General features: G+C 60.9%; 9 protein-coding genes. All 9 read left to right on the top strand.

Features of this window, described 5'->3' with window-relative positions; all coding sequences use genetic code 11:
• Positions 1 to 6: 6 nt before the first annotated feature.
• The 9 genes from V8689_RS29000 to V8689_RS28960 all read left to right on the top strand — a co-directional run bounded on the left by V8689_RS29000 (position 7) and on the right by V8689_RS28960 (position 20113).
• Positions 7 to 639, top strand: coding sequence for a hypothetical protein (locus V8689_RS29000; RefSeq protein ID WP_019819550.1), 633 nt, complete (start codon positions 7 to 9; stop codon positions 637 to 639).
• Positions 640 to 891: 252 nt separating this feature from the next.
• A complete protein-coding gene (locus V8689_RS28995; RefSeq protein WP_056782541.1) occupies positions 892 to 2388 on the top strand; it encodes a YdgA family protein in 1497 nt (498 codons plus the stop codon).
• Positions 2389 to 2724: 336 nt separating this feature from the next.
• Positions 2725 to 5205, top strand: coding sequence for a poly-beta-1,6 N-acetyl-D-glucosamine export porin PgaA (gene pgaA, locus V8689_RS28990; RefSeq protein WP_056782542.1), 2481 nt, complete (start codon positions 2725 to 2727; stop codon positions 5203 to 5205).
• A 12-nt stretch (positions 5206 to 5217) separates the two neighbouring features.
• Positions 5218 to 7215: a poly-beta-1,6-N-acetyl-D-glucosamine N-deacetylase PgaB gene (pgaB, locus tag V8689_RS28985; protein WP_047712293.1), complete on the top strand. Its 1998-nt coding sequence runs from the start codon at positions 5218 to 5220 to the stop codon at positions 7213 to 7215.
• 2 nt (positions 7216 to 7217) lie between these two features.
• The gene (pgaC, locus tag V8689_RS28980) at positions 7218 to 8558 is read left to right on the top strand and encodes a poly-beta-1,6-N-acetyl-D-glucosamine synthase (protein WP_014716391.1); all 1341 of its coding nucleotides are present in this window, start codon (positions 7218 to 7220) and stop codon (positions 8556 to 8558) included.
• 2 nt (positions 8559 to 8560) lie between these two features.
• Entirely contained in the window at positions 8561 to 9037 is a 477-nt protein-coding gene (pgaD, locus tag V8689_RS28975; protein WP_003187480.1) for a poly-beta-1,6-N-acetyl-D-glucosamine biosynthesis protein PgaD, read from the top strand.
• A 472-nt stretch (positions 9038 to 9509) separates the two neighbouring features.
• Complete coding sequence (locus V8689_RS28970) at positions 9510 to 11231, top strand: ShlB/FhaC/HecB family hemolysin secretion/activation protein (RefSeq protein ID WP_056782543.1); 1722 nt, start codon at positions 9510 to 9512, stop codon at positions 11229 to 11231.
• Positions 11232 to 11261: 30 nt separating this feature from the next.
• Positions 11262 to 19520, top strand: a complete 8259-nt coding sequence (locus V8689_RS28965; RefSeq protein WP_236710104.1) for a DUF637 domain-containing protein — start codon at positions 11262 to 11264, stop codon at positions 19518 to 19520.
• The gene (locus V8689_RS28960; protein ID WP_034134582.1) at positions 19517 to 20113 is read left to right on the top strand and encodes a hypothetical protein; all 597 of its coding nucleotides are present in this window, start codon (positions 19517 to 19519) and stop codon (positions 20111 to 20113) included. Before V8689_RS28965 ends, V8689_RS28960 begins: the two co-directional genes overlap by 4 nt.
• Positions 20114 to 20169 lie beyond the last annotated feature (56 nt).

The following is a 20169-nucleotide window of genomic DNA, read 5'->3' as shown; positions in this document are numbered from 1 at the left end:
CCAAGAATGAAAAACCCTTATGCTCCCGCTTTCTGGTGCGTGCTCTTTGCACTGGTGTTGTTATCGGCCGCGTATTTTTACGGCGTCATGCTCGCCCATCAACTCGACAAGGCCATGGTGTTCCTCGACAGCGCCTGCCTGGTGATCGGCACCTTGTCCATCGGCGTGGTGGCCTGGGCGTCGTATCAAAACCAGCGGGTGAAGAAAAAACTCCTCGAACAGGGCAAGACCCGCGTGGCGATCTGGGACACCAAGGTTGCCCTGCGCCGCGTCGAAACCGTATTCGACCGCTATTTCTGGGGCAGTTACTGGCAGCCGGGGCGCACGTTCCAGGAAGTCATGGGCGACCTCACCGGCACGCCGCTGGAAAAAAGCCTCGAAGTCCTGAAAAAACAATGCGTGCTGCTGGACCGACAGGTTGCCGACGGTAGGCATTGGCTGGATAACGCGCGGGAATTGTCCGACGTGGCCACGCAAATGGCCCGCGAGCGCTACCAGCTGGATTTTTGCGACCCCAAGGCCGACACCCCCGGCAATGCCGTGATACACCGCGAGTTCGAGGTGTTGGTGTACACCTGGACCGCACGCTTGAAGAGTTTTGATCACCAACTGGATGAAGTCGAACAAGAGTACTCCTGAACTCCTGCTGAACTGATCCCTCTGAAAGGCTGGGCCGTTTACGCCCGCCAGTGCTAATCTTCCCCAGCCTTTGGCCTCTCGGGCCACGACTGTAGGAGCGAGCTTGCTCGCGAAAGACGCCGACGATAACGCGTGCATTCTGAATGAACGCGGTGCCCATGCGGTCTTCGCCAGCAAGCTCGCTCCTACAGGAACCCCTATAGGGTTCAAGGAAGACAGCCCACTTCTCACAGGATTTGATCAGGTCACTTCATGAATAAGCCAGCCGTTGTTTTCTTGGGTTTTGTTGTCGCCGTCGGCGCCGTCAGTGCGGGCGGTGCCTGGTACACCGGTAAACAACTGGAGCCGGTCCTGCAAACCGCTATCCAGAGCGCCAATAAAGAACTGCAGACCTCCATGGCCGGCGTCGATGGCAGCGTGACCCTGGAGCTGGTGTCCCTGGACCGTGGCGTGTTCAGCAGCACCGCGCACTATCGCCTCAAGGGCCAAGGCAGCGTGTTCGGCGAAGACAACCCGAACCCGGAATTGCTGTTCGTCGACCATATCGAACACGGCCCGCTGCCGTTCTCGCGCCTGGTGACCCTCAAGTGGTTGCCGGTCATGGCCACCAGTCACTACGAACTGGAAAAGAACCCCACCACCGAAAAATGGTTTGCCGCCAGCAAAGACGTGTCGCCGCTCAAAGGCGTGGCGAATATCGGCTATAGCCGTTCGGTCAGCGGCAACATCGAATTGCTGCCCCTGGAATTCAAAGAGGCCACCTCCTCGGTGAGCTTCTCCGGCGCCAACCTCAACTTCGACAGCAGCGCCGAAGGCCAGAAGGTCAAGGCCGAAGGCTTCATGAACAGCCTCAAAGTTGCCGCAGTGGACGCCGAAGGCGCACCGTTCGAAGCAGAACTGGCCGGCTTGACCGTGGCCAGCAACCTGGAAAAAACCACCTTCGGTTTCTACACCGGCCAGAACACCGTGGAACTGACCGACACCAAGGTCACCTTCGGCCCGCAGAAAGCCGTGCTGACCCTCAAGGGTTTCGAGCAGAAAGACTCCAGCGAGACCAAGGACAACAACCTGGCTGGCCGCGTCGACTACAAGATCGACGAGATCGGCTACCAGGGCAAAGCAGTCGGTTCGGCCGCCATGGCCGTGAGCATGAAGAACGTCGACATCCCGGCGATGCTGGTGCTGACCAAGCTCTACCAAGACAAGATGCAACCGGTGCAAGCCGCTGCCGCTGCCGGTCAACCGGTGCCGGAGCTGCAAATGACCGAAGCCGAGCAAGCCCTGGCCGAAGCCAACGTCAACCAGGTGCTGGCCGCCAAGCCACAACTGGCCGTGGAAAACCTGTCGCTCAAAACCACCCGTGGCGAAAGCAAGTTCAACCTAGTGGTGGACCTGACCAAGCCAACGTCCATGGAACTGCCGCCGGTTGAACTGGGCAAGCAAATGGTCTCGCTGCTGGATGCCAACCTCACCCTGTCCAAGCCGATGATCAGCGACGTGGCGGCCCTGCAAGCCCAGGTGGGCGGCGTGACTGACCCGCAAGCCATCGAACAGCAATCGCAGATGGCGGCCGAGATGGTCAGCAGCATGGCGGTTGGCACCCAACTGGCGACCCTGGTGGGCACCGATGTAGTTTCCAAGCTGCACTACGCCAACAACGAAGTGACCTTCAACGGCCAGAAGATGACCGTTGAGCAGTTCCTCAGCTTTGTGATGTCCAAAGTCGGTGCGGTCAGCGGCGCCCAATAAACCTGAAATGCAGTAAAAAATGTGGGAGCTGGCTTGTGTGGGAGCTGGCTTGCCTGCGATAGCATCGCCTCGGTCTGGCTGAATAACCGAGGTGCCTGCATCGCGGGCAAGCCCGGCTCCCACCCAAATCTTGCTCCCACATTTGTTTTTTGTGAGGGGCAAAACACCGCACTCGCACAATTCTGAATAAATGTTTTGATTTGAGCTTTTCTGAACCGCGCTCGGTGATAGTGCATCCAGGAAAGCTAGGTCGGGTCACGAGACGCCGACACCCTGATGCGTTTCGCTCAGGATCACCTATCGTTAAGGCTTTCCGTGTGTAAGGAAGCTCACGATATGCTGCGAAACCACCCCTACAGTGCCTCCGGCCGGTTGCGTCTGCTTATCGGGGCCGCCCTGTGCAGCCAATTGCTGGTTCCAGGCCTTGCGTTTGCCGACCCAGCCTACGACGCCCTGATCATCCAGGCCCGCAACGGCCACTTCACGCCGGCGCTGACCCAACTGCGCCAACTCTCCGCCGAACGCCAGACCCCAGGCCAGGTCAGTGACCACCTGGTGATCGCCGGCTGGGCCGGGCAAGACGCTGAAGTGCTCAAGGTGTACGAGGCGCAAGGCAAGCATCGCAACCTCACCACCCAGGCACTCGCCACGGTGGCGCGCACGTATCGCAATCAAAAGCAGTGGGCTCAGGCCGAAGCGGTCTATCGCCAGGCGTTGCTGCGTGAGCCCAATAACGTCGACCTGCAACTGGGCCAGGCCCTCACCCAGGCCGATGGCGGCAAAGCCAACGAGGCGGTGCAACGCCTGCGTACGCTGGTGGCGGCGCAACCCAATGACCCCAACCGCCGCATGGCCCTGGGGTATGCGCTGACACGCGCTGGCCTGAACTACGACGCGCTGTTCGAATTCGACCAAGCCTTTGTCCGCGCCGGTGACAAGCCCGAAGTGGCCCGCGAATACATCGTCGCCCTGCAAAAGGCGCGGCTGCCGGAGCCAGCACTGCGTCTGTCGGCCAAGCGCCCTGGTCTGGTGGATGCGGTTACCCAGCGTCGCCTGGAAGGCGACCTTGCCGCCGAACGTGTGCGCATGGCCGAGTTCGCCACGCGCAGCGAAAAGGAACGCTACGTCATTGCTGACCGTGCTCTGCAGGACTACGACAAACTGATCAGCCGCTGGGCCCCCGACGCCACAGCCAAGGACGATGTCGTTCGCTGGCGCATCGACCGCCTGGGCGCGCTCAAGGCGCGAGCACGGCATGCCGAGGTGATCCGCGATTACCAGACCCTCACCAGCGAAGGCGTGCAACTGCCCACCTACGCGTTGCGTTGGGTTGCCGGCTCTTACCTGGAACAGCGTCAGCCGGAAAAGGCCGAGCCGCTGTACCGCCAAGTACTCACCGCCCCCGACACCGACGCCAGCTATCGGGTCGATGACAGCACGGCGCTGTTCTACGCCTTGTTGGAAAGCGACAAGGTCGACGAGGCTCGCCAGGTCGCCAACAACCTGGCCAAGGAGCAAAACCCCCGCGTTGAACTCAAGGGCTTGCCCATTGGTAACCCCAATGACAACTGGATGGACGCCCAACAATTATCCGCCCAGGCCGGGACCTATGGCGGTGACCTGCCTGGCAGCGAGGCCAGCCTGGAGGCGCTGGTGGCCAAGGCCCCGGGCAACGTGGGCCTGCGCCTGGCGCAGGCCGACATGTACCGCGCCCGTGACTGGCCGCGCCGCGCCGAAGGCACGCTCAAGGAAACCGAAACCCAGGCCCCCCGCGACATCGGCCTGGAAGTCTCCCAAGCCTATACCGCCATGGACTTGCAGGAATGGAGGCAGATGGACACGCTCACCGACGACGTGCTCGCCCGCAACCCGGACAACCGTCAGGTGCAGCGCCTGAGCCGCCTGCGCGATGTGCACGACATGGCCGAGTTGCGTGTCGAGGCCTACACCGGCAAAAGCTACGGTGGCGGCAATAACAACGACGCCGGTGCCGTCTCCGGCAGCCGAGACTGGGGCATCGAAAGCGTGATCTACACGCCGCCCATCGACGAAGACTGGCGCCTGTTTGCGGGCGCCGGCTATGCCACCGCCGACTTCCAGGAAGGCACCGGCCAACATCGCTGGCAGCGCGTGGGCGTGGAGCGTCGCACCCGTGACATGACCATCGAAGCCGAAGTGTCCAACCACTCCTATGGCGATGGTTCCAAGCAAGGCGCCAGCGTGTCGATTGCCCGCGACATCAACGACCACTGGCAATACGGCGGCAGCCTCGGCTATTTGCTCAGCACCACCCCGTTGCGAGCCTTGAATGACGGCGTCACAGCCAACGGCGGCAGCGGTTTTATCCGCTGGCGCGCCAACGAAAGCCGCGAGTGGAAGCTGACCCTCAGCCCGTCCCATTTCAGCGATGGCAACGACCGCTTCGAAGCCTTGCTCACCGGCCGCGAAGGCCTCTACAGCTCGCCCCATGTGCAAGTGGACCTGGGCCTGGAAGTGGGCGCCAGCCGCAACAGCAAGGAAGACACCGTGTACTTCAACCCGAAGTCGGACTTCACGGTGTTGCCCATGATCAACGTCAATCACGTGCTCTATCACCGCTACGAAACCCAGTGGAGTCAGCAGTTCCAAATCGGCGCGGGTACCTACAGCCAGCGTGACTATTCCACCGGCGGTATCGGCTTGATTGGCTACGGCCAACGCTATCGCTGGAATGACGTACTGGAAATGGGCGCCAACCTCAGCCTGATCAGCCGACCTTATGACGGTGATCGCGAACGCGATCTGCGCCTGCTCGTCGACCTCACTTACCGTTTCTAAAAGAGCCTGACCATGACCGTCCTCAGCCGTTGCTTGTTGGTCCTGGGTGTAATGCTGGCCGCCGCCTGCGCCCAACAACCCGCGCCCTACACCCCACCCGCCGAACGGCCGATAGCGCCCAACGAAGCGCCGTGGCCGAAGAACCACTTTTTGGGCATTGCCTATCACGACGTGGAAGATCGCGACCCCGATCAAGCCGTGGTGGCGGTGCGCACCGAGCGTTTGATCGAGCAGTTGGCGTGGCTGCGGGAGAATGGCTACCAGGCGGTCAGCGTCGATCAGATTCTGGCGGCCAGGCGCGGCGGCCCGGCATTGCCACCCAAGGCGGTGATGCTCAGCTTCGATGACGGTTACTCCAGCTTCTACACCCGCGTGATGCCGATTCTGCGTGCTTATCACTGGCCGGCTCTGTTGGCCCCGGTGGGCTCCTGGATCGACACGCCGCTGAACCAACCGGTGGACTTTGCCGGTACACCACGACCACGGGGAGAATTCCTGACGTGGCAGCAGATTCGCGAAGTGTCCCAGTCGGGCCTGGTGGAAATTGCCGCCCACACCGATGCCAATCACAAGGGCATCCTGGCCAACCCCCAGGGCAACCTGGAACCCGCCGCCACCACGCGAAGCTTTGACCCCAAGACCAACGGCTACGAAAGCGAAGCGCAGTTCCAGGCGCGCATGCGGGCTGACGTCGCGGCGATTTCGAACAAAATCCGTACCGTCACCGGCAAGGCGCCGCGTGTTTGGGTGTGGCCGTATGGGGCGGCCGATGGCACCTCGTTGGCGGTGGTCGGTGAGCACGGCTACGAGATGGCGCTGACCCTGGAGGATGGGCTCGACGACCTCGGCAACCTGATGAACAGCCCACGCTTTCTGGTGGCCTCCGACCCGGACGGCGAGCATTTTGCCAACAGCATGGTGGCCGTGCAGGCCAAGGCGCCGATGCGCGTGCTGCACGTAGACCTGGACAACGTATACGACCCCGACCCGGCCCAACAGGCGCGCAACCTCGACGTGTTGGTTCAGCGCGTGGTGGACATGGGCGCCGGCACCGTCTTCCTGCAAGCCTTTGCCGACCCCAAGGGTGACGGCCTGGTGCATTCGCTGTACTTCCCCAACCGCCACCTGCCGATGCGGGCCGACCTGTTCAACCGGGTCGCCTGGCAGTTGCACACCCGCGCCCATGCCAGTGTGTACGCCTGGATGCCGGTGCTGAGTTTTGCCTTGGACCCCAAGCTGCCGCGTGTCACCCGCTGGGACCCGAAAACCGGCCAGGTCGGCCCCGACCCGGATCAATACAAACGCCTGTCGCCGTTTGATCCCAAGGTGCGGCAGATCATCGGTGAGATCTACCAAGACCTGGCGCGTGTAGGGCCGATTGACGGCATCCTCTACCACGATGATGCGGTGTTCAACGACTTCGAAGACGCCAGCCCCGCCGCGCTCAAGGCCTACGCGGCCCAAGGTTTGCCGGACAGCATCGCCGCCCTGCGTGCCGACCCGGCCGTGATGCAGCGCTGGACCCGCTTCAAAAGCCGCTACCTGATCGACTTCACCCATGAGCTCACCGCCAAGGTCCGCGCCATCCGTGGCCCGCAGGTGCTGACGGCGCGCAATATCTTCGCCGAGCCCATGCTCAACCCTGGCAGCGAAACCTGGTTCGCGCAGAACCTCGATGACTTCCTCCAGGCCTACGACTGGACCGCGCCGATGGCCATGCCGTTGATGGAAGGCCAGGAAGTGAAGACCTCCAACGCCTGGCTGGAAAAACTCATCGCCACGGTCAAGACGCGCCCCGGCGCGATGGAAAAAACCATCTTCGAATTGCAAGCCAAAGACTGGCGCACCCAGGCCGCGCCGGATATCAGCGCTGAGCAATTGGCAGAGTGGATGGGTGTACTCAAACGCCAGGGCGTCACCAGTTTCGGCTACTACCCGGACAACTTCCTGGAAAACTCCCCGGACTTGAAGACCATCCGTCCGGCCCTCTCCAACCAATGGAACCCTTGATCATGGTTGACAGAATCCTGGCTCTATTCGTGTTGGCACTGGTACTGGGCTTGCCCCTGGGCCTGATCTTCCTGGTGACCGGGCAGTTTTTGATGGACTTCGTGTTCTTCTACCCGTTGTTCATGTCGGCGCTGTGGATCGCCGGTGGCCTGTACTTCTGGCTGCACTGGGAACGCCACTGGCCGTGGGAAGAAGACACGCCGGCGCCGACCCTGGCCGGCGAGCCGCTGATCTCGATCATCATCCCTTGCTACAACGAGGGCGATAACGTCGCCGACACCATTGATGCGGCCCTCGGCCAGGTGTACCCGAACATCGAAGTGATCGCGGTCAACGACGGCTCCAGCGACAACACCGCCGCAGTACTCGACGCCCTGGCGTTGCAACACCCGCGCCTGCGCGTGCTGCACCTGGCGCAGAACCAGGGCAAGGCCGTGGCCCTGCGCATGGGCGCCGTGGCCGCCCGCAGTGAATACCTGGTGTGCATCGACGGCGATGCTTTGCTGGATAAAAACGCGGCGGCCTATATGGTGGCGCCGATGCTCGACAACCCACGCCTGGGCGCCGTGACCGGCAACCCGCGCATTCGTACCCGCTCGACCCTGATCGGCCGGGTGCAGGTGGGCGAGTTCTCCTCGATCATCGGTTTGATCAAGCGTACCCAGCGGGTGTTTGGCCGGATCTTCACGGTCTCGGGTGTGGTGGTGGCGTTTCGCAAGAAGGCCCTGGACCGCATCGACTACTGGAGCACCGACATGATCACCGAGGACATCGATGTCAGTTGGAAGCTGCAGCTCGATCACTGGGCAATCTTCTACGAGCCGCGCGCGCTGTGCTGGATCCTCATGCCCGAAACCGTCGGCGGCCTGTGGAAACAACGCCTGCGTTGGGCCCAGGGCGGCGCCGAAGTGCTGTTCAAGAACATCCGTGGCATCTGGCAATGGCGCCACCGCTACCTGTGGCCGCTGTTGTTCGAATACTGCCTGTCCACCGGTTGGGCCTTCACCTTCCTGCTGTCGGTGATCTTCTGGGCCGTGGGTAAATTCGTCACGCTGCCGGCGGCGATCACCGTGAGCTCGTTGGTGCCGCCCGCGTTTACCGGCCTGGTGCTGGCGATGGTATGCCTGCTGCAGTTTGCGGTGAGCATCCTGATCGACCGGCGCTACGAAAAAGACCTGTGGAAAACCCTGTTCTGGACCGTGTGGTACCCGATGGTGTTCTGGCTGGTGAGCCTGCTCACTACTCTGGTCAGCTTTCCCAAGGTGTTGTTCAACCAGCATCAGAAACGCGCACGCTGGGTCAGCCCGGACCGCGGTATCAAACCTGCACAAGAGGAGGCGTGACTATGAAACTGGTCAGAACTCGCCAAAACACACTGATGTGGATCGTCGATGTGCTGCTGACCCTGCTGGCCTGGGGTGGGTTGATTTGGTTGCTGGCGCGAGGCATCAGCGCCATGCTTGAAACCCACGGTGGCCCACGCATCGAGGCGCCGATCTTTGCTGCGCTCAACACCTTGCAGGTTTACCTGTGGATCGCGCTGTTCAATGCGGTGATCCTGATCAGTTGGGCGCGCTATCAGCAGCATCGCGGACGCAAATTCGCCCAGCGCCGCGCCGAGGCCAATGCACTGAGCGACCAGCACCTGAGTGAAAGTTTCAACTTGGGCGATGGCGACCTCGAACAACTGCGCCGCCCCGGCGTGCTGGTCATCCACAACGACGAAGAAGGCGGCGTCGAAGAAGTGAAATCCCACGTCTCCCGCGACGTCGAACGCCCCGGCCTGACCCTGGTGCCCGACAAAGACAAGGGCATTGGCTAAACCTTTGTAGGAGCGAGCTTGCTCGCGAGAAACCCGTAGGCGCCGCGTTTTTTAAGAAGTACGCGTTATCGTTGACGTTTTTCGCGAGCAAGCTCGCTCCTACAGAGGGAAAGGCCATCAGCCCATCGATGGCAGTAGTTCAACACGTTTACTGGAATTCCGATAAATGGGATCCAATTCACAAAACCCCCGCGAACTTTTCCCCCTTCTCCGGTACTAACCTAACTCGACGAACACCTGATGGCTAAGTAATGGCAGTCGGAAAGTCATTCGTCGAATCGCCATCAAAACAGTTGCCGCTTGTCGGAATAATCACTGCAAGTGCCCGACTTAAACTCTTTTGATGAAAAATTATTATTAATAATCAACAGGTTAGAAAACTAATCAGTCGAATGGCCCCACTTCGCCCGTTTCTAGGCGAGCTGGAAGTTCGATGTTAGTTTCGCGGCCCTTGATTTTCGATGGATCGAACATGTCTTTGTTATTGCCATGGACCCGGTTACTGCTCTGCACTTTCCTGCTCACTTGCATGGGCCTGAACAGTGCATCCGCCGCCCCCACGCCTGGCGATCAGGACTTGATCCGCGACCGGCAGAACCGCTTGCTTGAAGAGCAACAGCGGCGCCTGCAGGAACTCCAGGACCTGCCCGGCAAAGCAGACAAGCCCCAAGCCCCGGCAACCCCGGCTGACACCCGTTGCTTCCCGATCAAAACCATCGAACTCAAAGGCGCCGACAGCCTGCCGGCGACCGACCGCGAGCGTTTGCTCAAGCCCTACATCGGCCAGTGCCTGGGCGTGTCCCAGCTTAACGAGTTGCTCAAGGTCATCACCGACTACTACTTGGGCAAAGGTCGCGTCACCAGCCGTGCCTACCTGCCGCAGCAAGACCTCTCCACCGGCCATCTGCAAGTGTTGGTGGTGGAAGGCAAGCTCGAAGCCCTGCGCAGCGCCGAAGGCAGCACGGTGACCGAGCGCGAACTGGCCATGGCCTTTCCCGGCAAAGTCGGCGAAGCGCTGAACCTGCGCGAAATCGAGCAACTGGTGGACCAGCTCAACCGCCTGCCGTCCAAACAGGCGCAGATGGAACTCACCCCCGGCAAGCAAATCGGCGGCAGCGACGTGGTGGTCAAGAACACCGCGCAAAAGCCCTGGCGCGCCAGCCTGTCGCGCAATAACGACGGGCAGAAAAGCACTGGCGAACAGCAATGGGGCGCGGGCCTGGAGTGGGACAGCCCACTGGGCCTGGGCGACCAACTGATGCTGCGCGGCGGCCACGACGCCATCAGTGACCACCAGAAAACCTCGAAAAACACCATGCTCTACTACAACGTGCCCTGGGGCTGGTGGAACTTCAGCTACACCTACAGCGAAAGCGACTACCGCACGTACGGCGTGACCGACGGCTTCAAATACAAGCAGGACGGCGACAACCAGAACCACCAACTGCGCGCCGAGCGGGTGATCCACCGCGACGACGTCAGCAAGACCTCGGTCAACGTCGGCCTGGCGCACCTGCGCACCAACAACTACATCCTCGACGTGCGCACCGCGCCCAGCAGCAACCGCCTCAGCGAACTGCAACTGGGCGTCAACCACGGTCGGCGCATCGGCAGTGCCTTCGTCAACCTGGACCTGGGCATGCAAAGCGGCATCGGCCTGCTCGACGCCCAGGCCCAAGACGAGCGTGACCCAGCAGGCCGTCGCCAGCCGAACGCGCGCTACCGCAAATACACCGCCACGGTCAGCTACCTGCAACCGTTCAGCCTGTGGGGCGAGTCGTTCAGCTTCAGCAGTTTGGCCACCGGCCAACGCAGCGAAGACCCGCTGTTTTCGCCGCAGCGCATGAGCCTCGGCGGCTCGGCCTCGGTGCGCGGCTTCAAGGACCAATTGCTCACCGGCGACAGCGGCGGCTACTGGCGCAACGAAGTGCGCTGGGCGCGCCCGGTGACCATGGACTGGATGCGCCCGGCCTTCGCCGAGTACGGCGCCAGTGTCGGCTACGACCAGGGCGTGATCCGCAACGACCGCTACAACGACAACGTTCATGGCCGGGTGTCCAGCAACTCCCTGGAGCTGTTCGCCCGTGGCAAACACGTCAGCACCAGCGTGACCTTTGCCCATTCGTTAGAAAGACCCGGTGTGGTGACCGAGCGCGAAGCGCCGATCTACTTTCGCATGGATTTCTTCCTGTAATTCAACGCCCCGCTGCATGAGAGCCTGACAATGGATGTTCGCCAATTCGCCTTCCTGGCCCGCCAACCTTCTGCCGCCCTGAAGCGCCGGGACGCGTTCTTCGGCCTGCCCAAGCGTGGGCTGGCGTTGATCCTCGCCAATGCGTTGTTCTGGCAGCCGCTGCTGGCCCAGGCCGAAGGCATTGTGGTCAGTGCGCCGGGCACCACCGTGGGCGCGGCGGGCAATGGCGTACCGGTGGTCAACATCGCCACCCCCAATGGCGCGGGGCTGTCCCATAACCAGTTCAAGGACTACAACGTCGGCCCCAACGGCGTGATCCTCAACAATGGCAACGGCGCCATGGTCAACACCCAACTGGGCGGGATCATTGTCGGCAACCCCAACCTCAAGGGCGGCGCGGCGAACGTCATCCTCAACGAAGTCAACGGCGGCAGCCCCAGCCAGTTGCGCGGCTACACCGAAGTGGCGGGGCAGTCGGCCAAGGTCATCGTCGCCAACCCGTACGGCGTGACGTGCAGCGGTTGCGGCTTTATCAACACCCCCAACGTCACCCTTACCACCGGCAAACCGGTACTCGACGCCAGCGGCCAGTTGCAGCGCTATGAAGTGGATGGCGGCGCCGTGACCATCGACGGCGAAGGCTTGAACGCCAGCAACGTCGAACGTTTCGACATCATCACCCGCTCGGCCAAGATCAACGCACAAATCAACGCCCGCGAACTCAACGTGATCGCCGGGCGCAACGATGTCGACGCACAAAGCCTGAAAACCACCGCCCGTGCCGATGACGGCAGCGCCAAACCCGAGCTGGCAATTGACTCCTCGGCCCTGGGCGGCATGTATGCCGGCGCGATCAAACTGGTGGGCACCGAAGCCGGTGTGGGCGTGAAGCTCGACGGCACCCTGGCCGCCAGTGGTGGCGATATTCAGCTCGACGCCAACGGGCGCCTGAGCATGGCGCAGGCGGCGGCCACCGGTAACGTCAAAGTCACCGCGCAAAACGTCGACCTCACCGACAAGGTCTACGCCAACGGCAACGTGCAGGTCACCAGCGCCCAGGCCTTGGTCAACCGCAAGAGCATCGCCGCCGGCCAGCGCATCGAGATCAACGCGGCCAGCGTGAACAACCCGGGCATCATCGAAGCCGGCGTCGCCGCCGACAACAGCCGCAACACCACGGGCGATCTGGTGGTAAACGCGCAAACCGTCACCACCAGCGGCAACCTGTTGGCCAGCCGTGCCCTGGCGATTACCGCCGCGCAAGCGCTGACCAACCAGGGCGCGATCATCCAGGCCAAGGCCGTCGAGGTCAGCAGCGCCAAACTCACTAACCAGGGCGCCACTGCGCGCCTGTTTGGTGAGCAGAGCCTGGCGATCAACTCGCCGGCCATCGTCAACCTAGGCGGCCTGATCCGCTTTGGCGAAGGCCAGGCTGCCACGCTCAACAGCGCCTCCCTGGACAACCGCCAGGGCCGTATCGAAATGGCCGGCGGCAGCCTGGTGCTCACCAGCGCCGACCTGAACAACAGCGGCGGGCAAGTCATCGTCAACGACCTGACCGTCAACGCCGGTAACCTGAACAACCAGAACGGCGTACTGGTGGCCAAGACCGCGACCGTCACTGCCAGCAACCTCGACAACAGCCTCAAGGGCTTGATCCAGGCGGACGGTGGCGCGCTCAACCTCGCCGTTACCAACACCTTCAATAACAATCAGGGTTTCGCCCAGGCCAGCACCGATCTGAACGTTAAGGCCGGCACCCTCAGCAGCAACGCAGGCGGCGTACTGAGCGCCGACACCGGCAAGCTCACCCTCACCGCCGCACAACAACTCAACAACGCCCAGGGCCGCTTGCAGGCCGGGCAGGGCGATATCGAACTACACGCCGCCAGCCTGGATAACCAGGGCGGCACCATCGTCGGCAAGCAACTGCTGCTCGACGTGGCCGGCGGCGACATCGACAACCGCGCCGGGCGCGTGTTGGGCGACCACCTCGACGTGCGCGCCTCGGGCCTGGACAACCGCAACGCCGGCCTGCTGGCCGGTGGCGCCCAGGGCGTAAGCCTGCTGCTCAAAGGCCCGGGCCAGTTGCTCAACGCCCAGGGCCGTATCCAGAGCGAGGGCCTGCTGCAACTGCAAGGCGAGCGCCTGGACAACAGCGCCGGCATCCTGCTAGGCCAGACCGTCGACGTCACCGCGCAAACCTTCACCAACAGCCACAAAGGCGCGCTGGTCAGCGATGGCGGCGACGTAGTGCTCAAGGTCAGCGACCTGCTCACCAACGTCGGCGGCCAGATCGACGCGGGCGAACGCAGCGTGCTGGTCAAGCAGCTCACCACTCTCAACAACGACGGCGGCACCCTGCGCGGCAAGCGCCTGGACATCGCCGCGCAGCACCTGAACAACGACAACGGCCAACTGCTGGCCGGCGCCGAAGGCCTGAGCTACAGCGGCCAGGATGTGAGCAACCGCAAGGGCCTGATCCTCAGCGGCGGCGCCCTCACCGAACTGAACACCACCCGCCTGGATAACCAAGGCGGCACCGTGCAGGGCGACAGCCTGAGCGTCACCGCCAACAGCGTCGACAACGCCAGCGGCGGCCTGATGGCCAGCCTGGTCGACAACCTGCAACTCACCGTAGAAGCCCTGGCCAACCGTGGCGGCAAGCTGTTCGGCAAAGAACAAGTGACCGTCAGCGGCGCCACCCTCGACAACAGCGCGGGCGGCCAGATCAGCGGCAACCAGCTCAACCTGACCTCACGCGACACGCTCACCAACCAGGGCGGCCTGATCGAAGCCAACCAAGGCCTGACCCTTACCGGCGGCAACCTGGATAACAGCGCCAACGGCCAACTGCGTGCATTGGGCGGCGCCGGCAGCAAACTCAACCTCAGCGGCGCGCTGAACAACCAGAACGGCACCCTCGAATTCGGCAGCCAGGCCTTCAGCCTTGACGCCGCCAGCCTCAACAACCAGAACGGCATGCTGCAACACGCCGGCACCGGCCTGTTCCACCTCAACACCGCCAGCCTCGCAGGCAGCCAGGGCAATATCCAGGGCATGGGCAGCGCCGACTGGGCATTCGGTAAAGTCGACGGCCTGGGCCGCGTGCAACTCAACGACGTACTCACCTACAAGAGCGACCAAGGGCTGGCCCTCAAGGCCGGCGACCGCATGGCCAGCGCCAAGGGCTTGATCCTCAACGTGGCCAGCCTGGACAACGGCGGCGAACTGCTCAGCGACGGTGACATCAGCATCACCACCGGCGATATCACCAACAGCGGCCGCGTCTCGGCCCTGCAAACACTCACCGTCGCCGCCAACAACCTCAGCCAGAACGGCGGCCGCCTGGCCGCCACCAATGCGCGCCTGACCCTGGGCGGCACCCTGGACAACCTCGGTTTCCTCACCGCCCGCCAGCAACTGGACATCGCCGCCGCACAAATCAACAACCGCGGCACCCTCGGTGCCCAGGGCGCAGTGAACCTCACCGCAGTCAACGGCATCACCAATGCCGCCGACACGCTGCTGTTCAGCGGCGGCGACATGACCTTGCGCAGCAATGGCTTCAGCAACAGCTATGGCGATGTCTACAGCAAAGGCAACCTGAGCTTCGCCGCTCGCGATGGCGGGCGTGCCGTGCTGTTCAGCAACCGCTCCGGCACCGTGGAAAGTGAAGGCTCGATCGGCATCAATGCAGGCTTTATCGAAAACGCCAAAGACGCATTCGAACTCGGGCAAACGCTGACCACTGGCAGCCTGTATTGGGTCTGTGGCCAGCACTGCGACGAGAGCGACAGCTGGGAACGTGGCGAGATCACCATCTACGAAACGTACCTTGAGGCAGCGACCAAGGACTCGGCAGCGGCACGCCTGGTGGCGGGCAAAAACATGCTGCTGCAAGGCGACACGGTGCAGAACCGCTACAGCCTGATGGCCGCCAATGGCGACCTGAGCATCACCGCCGGTGACCTGCTCAACCAGGGCGCCGCCACGCGCACGGGCCAGCGCAAGCTGGTCATCAGCACGCCAGGGCACGTTCCCGACGATTTGTTTGAACGCATGCGCTATGTCGACGTGCCCGCGTTCAATGCGGCCACGGCGGCTGGGAATTTTGATAAGGCGCGCTTCGAAGAACTCAAAAGCCGCTCACCCAATAGCCTGCCGTTCGCCTACGCAAGTGACGTTACCACCTGGACCAACAACAGCGGCCCTGGCTACGACGCCACCCTGCAAGCGGGCGGCACGGTCAACCTCAACGTTGCCCGCACCCTGCAAAACGGCACGCTGCACAACAACACCCTGGCCCAGTTGACCGGCACCCTCGGCGACGACCAGACCGGCATCCCCGTCGGCGGCATCAACATCAACCTGAGCAAACACGCCAACGACCCAAGCGCCCAGGCGCCCGGCAGCGTCTTGCCCGTAGTGGGCGTGGCCCCAGGCGGCGGCTTCGTGCCCGTGGACTACACCGGCACCGCGTTTGCCCCGGTCGACCCTACCAGCTCGCCCACCTTCCAACTGCCCAAGGGCGAGTACGGCCTGTTCGTCAAAAACGCCGACCCTACCAGCCACTACCTGATCGAGACCAACCCCGAATTCACCTCGGTGTCGGGCTTCTTCAGCTCCGACTACATGCTCGGCAAACTCGGCTTCACCGCCGACAACGCCTGGCGCCGCCTCGGTGACGGCCAGTACGAAACCCGCCTGATCCGCGACGCCGTCCTCGCGCAAACCGGCCAACGCTTCCTCGCCGGCGGCCTGTACAGCGACGCCGACCAGTTCCGCTACCTGATGGACAACGGCCTCGCCAGCAAAGACGCCCTGCGCCTGAGCCTGGGCGTGGCCCTCACCGACCAGCAAGTCGGCGCCCTGACCCACGACATCGTGTGGATGGAAAACCGCGTCATCGACGGCCAGACCGTCCTCGTACCAGTGCTGTACCTGGCCCAGGCCGACTCGCGCAACGTGCGCGGCAACAGCCTCATCCAAGGCCGCGACCTCAACCTAGTCACCGGCGGCGACCTGATCAACGTTGGCACCCTGCGCGCCAGCAACAACCTCTCCGCCATCAGCAGCGGCAGCATCTACACCGGCGGTCTGATCGAAGCCGGCAACAACCTCAACCTGCTGGCCCAAGACAGCATCCGCAACGCCATGGCCGGCGAAATCCGCGGCAAACAAGTCAGCCTCACGGCCCTCAAAGGCGACATCACCAACGAAACCACCGCCATCCAGGTACGTGACGGTGCTGGTATGCGCACCCTCACCGACACCAGCGCGGGCACCATCGTCGCCCGCGAAAACCTCGCCATCGACGCCGGGCGCGACCTCACCAACCGAGGCGAGCTGGTAGCGGGCAACGACGCCAACCTCACCGCCGGCCGCGACCTCAACCTCATCGCCGCCAGCGACACCAGCGTCAAACACGAGACCCGCGACGGCGGCGAGAAATCCACCATCACCACCGACGTCAAAAACCTCGCCGCCAGCGTCACGGCAGGCGGCAACCTCAACATGCAGGCCGGGCAAGACGTCAACATCATTGGCAGCAATGCCACCGCCGGCAAAGACCTCACCATCGCCGCCGGCCGCGATCTCAACGTCGCCTCGGTCAGCGACATGCACAACGTCGAGGGGAAGGAAAAGGACGGCAAAAAACGCATCAAGACCTCGGACGACCAGACCACCCAAGTGGCGAGCGTACTGACGGCGGGTGGGGATTTTGTCAGCCAGGCTGGGCGTGATACCACGATCGTGGCGAGCAGGATCAGTGCGGGGAATGAGGCTTATCTGTATAGCGGGGATAAGTTGAACCTGCTGGCGGCGCAGAACAGCACTTACAGCCTTTACGACATGAAGGAGAAGGGGGGCTGGGGCGCGAAGAAGACCAAGCGCGATGAGGCGACCCGCGTCACGAATGTGGGGACTGAGATCAAGACTGGTGGTGATCTGTCGCTGGTCAGTGGCGGTGATCAGTTGTATCAGCGGGCCAAGCTTGAGAGTGGCAAGGACCTCTCGTTGATCAGCGGAGGGGCAGTAACGTTCGAGGCGGTTAAAGACCTGCATCAGGAAAGTCATGAGAAAAGCAAAAGTGACTTAGCGTGGAACAGCTCCAAGGGGAAGGGCAACACAGATGAAACCCTGCGTCAGACGGCATTAATTTCCCAAGGTGATTTGGTCGTTAAAGCGGTCAATGGCCTGCACATTGATGTAAAGCAAATTAATCAGAACACCATCAGCCAAACCATCGACACCATGGTGAAGGCAGACCCACAGCTTGCGTGGCTTAAAGATGCTGAAAAGCGGGGCGATGTCGATTGGCGGCTTGTGAAGGAAACGCATGACTCCTTCAAGTACAGCCACTCCGGCATGGGCACTGGTGCGATGCTTGTCGTGATCATTGTTGTGACGGTCTTGACGGCCGGTAGCGGAGCGGCTGCGGCGGCCGGTGCATCTGCCAGCGCAGGTGCAACAAGCGCAGCAACGGCGGCGGGGTTGAGTGCGACTACCGCAGCGACCATAGGTACTGCTGCTGGTGCCGCTGCATCTGCCAGCTACACGGCGATGATTACTCAGAGTGTCGTCAGCGGAATCAATAACAAAGGTAACTTGAGCGATACATTCAAGGACGTTACCTCAAGCGATAGCCTCAAGGGTTATCTCGCATCAGGAATCGCTGCTGGTTTTGCTGCAGGTGTGCTCGACAAAGCCTATTCGGTATCGCCCGAGGAAGCCGGTTCTGCTACCCATGGCTTCAATTTGGGAGAGATGGAGGGTTTCACAAAATTTGCGGGCTACACCTTGGCGCAACAAGGTTTCGGTGCGGTCACTAACACCGCACTCAATGGCGGTAGTTTGAGTGAAACCCTTACTCAAGCGGGTATCAGCTCGATAGCCAGCGTGCTGAGTGCTTCTGTCTATAACAAATTGGGTACCCAGTTAGAGTTCACGGGAGTTCCTGCGAAGGTCGGTGCCCATGCCATTGTTGGTGGTTTGCTCGCAGAGGCAGCGGGCGGCAGCTTCAAGTCTGGCGCTCTAGCCGCCGGAGCCAACGAAGCGTTCGTCACGGCCCTGGGCGACTCGATTTTTGATGGGCCGATGCACGATCAGCTGTTAGCAATGACCTCACAACTGATAGGTGTGACGGTTAGTGCCGCGACGGGCGGTTCTGACAAGGATCAAGCCGTTGCTGGATGGATTGCTCAGCAAGCGACGTCTTTCAACAGCCTTGATCATCCAACAGCCGAAAAACTGCTGAATGAGTTGGATGGTTGTCGAGCCAGCACAGAGTGCTCTGACGGAAAAATCCGCGGCATTATTAAAAAGTATGAGGAACTTTCAGCATCGCGCTCCGCAGCAATCAGTGCCTGTGAATCCCGCGAATGTGCAGAAAGCATCAGGTCTGCAACGATCAAGATGGATGATCCCGTTGCGCAAAAACTTCTGGATACGTTCAAGCACACGGTGTCTTACGACATGTACGGGATGCTTGTTGGGAATCCTGAAAAGCCTGCTTCTCCCGCTCAAGGTGTAGACCCATGGGGCGCGACCTATGCGACTGACGATGAAATTATCTTCGCCAAGTATGTACAAGAAAAATGGCTTACCCCTGCTGAGGAAACGCACCTAAACGAGTGGATGAAAAAAACTACCTGGCTTGAAAGAGCAGCAGGTAAAGCGCTGGATGCATCGGAAAGGGCTGCGATGCTCGTCAACCTGGGTAATGCGTTGGTTACCGAGAGCTGGTTGAATAAGGTTCCGGTGGGTAAAGCGACGGCGGGTGTCGGCGATAAAGGGGCTGGCATCTCAGCAGACGCGGATGGATTCGGTGTTTATCCTAAAGCTCCGTCAACGGTGGAAACGCCTAAAACAGAGCAGTATTTCAGAGTCGAAGGCGGGGGCGCCGGAGCCGCAACTAGCCAGAATCGCCTCACGGCAAATGCTGATGGGAGTATTAGTATCAATCCCGGTTGCACTGGTCAGCTCTGTGTCAGCGTGGGGGACGCCGCTCACGCTAACTACTACTTAACAAACAAACGTCCGGATGGCACTGTGGTTGTATTTGATGTCGATGCTAAACTCCATAGTGAAATTATGGCTAACGCAGTTCCTCAACGTCCGATTCCAGGAGTCAACCGAGACCCGTCAGCGCCTAAAATTGTAGATCCGACCAAGCCTGGGACAGCGCTGGAACTTCCTAAGGTGTGGGAATCATTGCTTGAAAAGCACTCAAGCAACGCCCGCGTTTACTCTCATGAAGAATTTTTAAAGGAGTTCGGGAATTGAATTTAAATAAAGAAGTGCTTGATGATTTATGGTCTGGTGAGAAAAGTATCTGTTTTTTTGTAAGTGGTGCTAAGTGTTATTGGGTTTTGGATTATAAGTATAACTTTTCATTGGATGCGGAAAAAGACTATCGCGCATATTTGGATAAAGGGCATATAACCCAGGCGCAGTATGAAGAAGCGTGTAGGGTGTTCCGTGGTGGAATTTTAAAGCTAACAGCCGATAATTTTTCGCAGTATCTAAATAGTGTTAGTGAAGGTGTGTTGACGGGTGAAGACCTTTCAAAAATTTTTGAGCTGGATGACGACTGTAGTTTACCCCGGTTGTTGAAAGAGGTGGAAGGCTACTTTTTGTCAGGCGCGAGTTTGAGTGCGGATATATTCGGTCTTGTTGGCCGTGTAGCGTCTAGGTTGCCCGTATTCTATATTAATTTTGATAGAAAAATATATATGCATATGGATCAAGACCGATTCCACGAGGAACTCTCATATTCTGATTGGACATCCAAGTGTTCAGATTTTAGTTTTTTAATACCAGATGCTGAGAGATATTGGATGAAGAGCGGTGATCTCTGGAAGTTTCGCTATGTTTAGTCGTGGTGTTGAGGCGATTTATTCGTGAATCTGACACAAAAATGGCCTTTCGTCGT

It is taken from the genome of Pseudomonas sp. AK181 (genome assembly GCF_051122975.1).
In the GTDB taxonomy this organism is placed as follows: domain Bacteria; phylum Pseudomonadota; class Gammaproteobacteria; order Pseudomonadales; family Pseudomonadaceae; genus Aquipseudomonas; species Aquipseudomonas lactis.
This window is presented reverse-complemented; position numbering and strand designations above follow the sequence as displayed.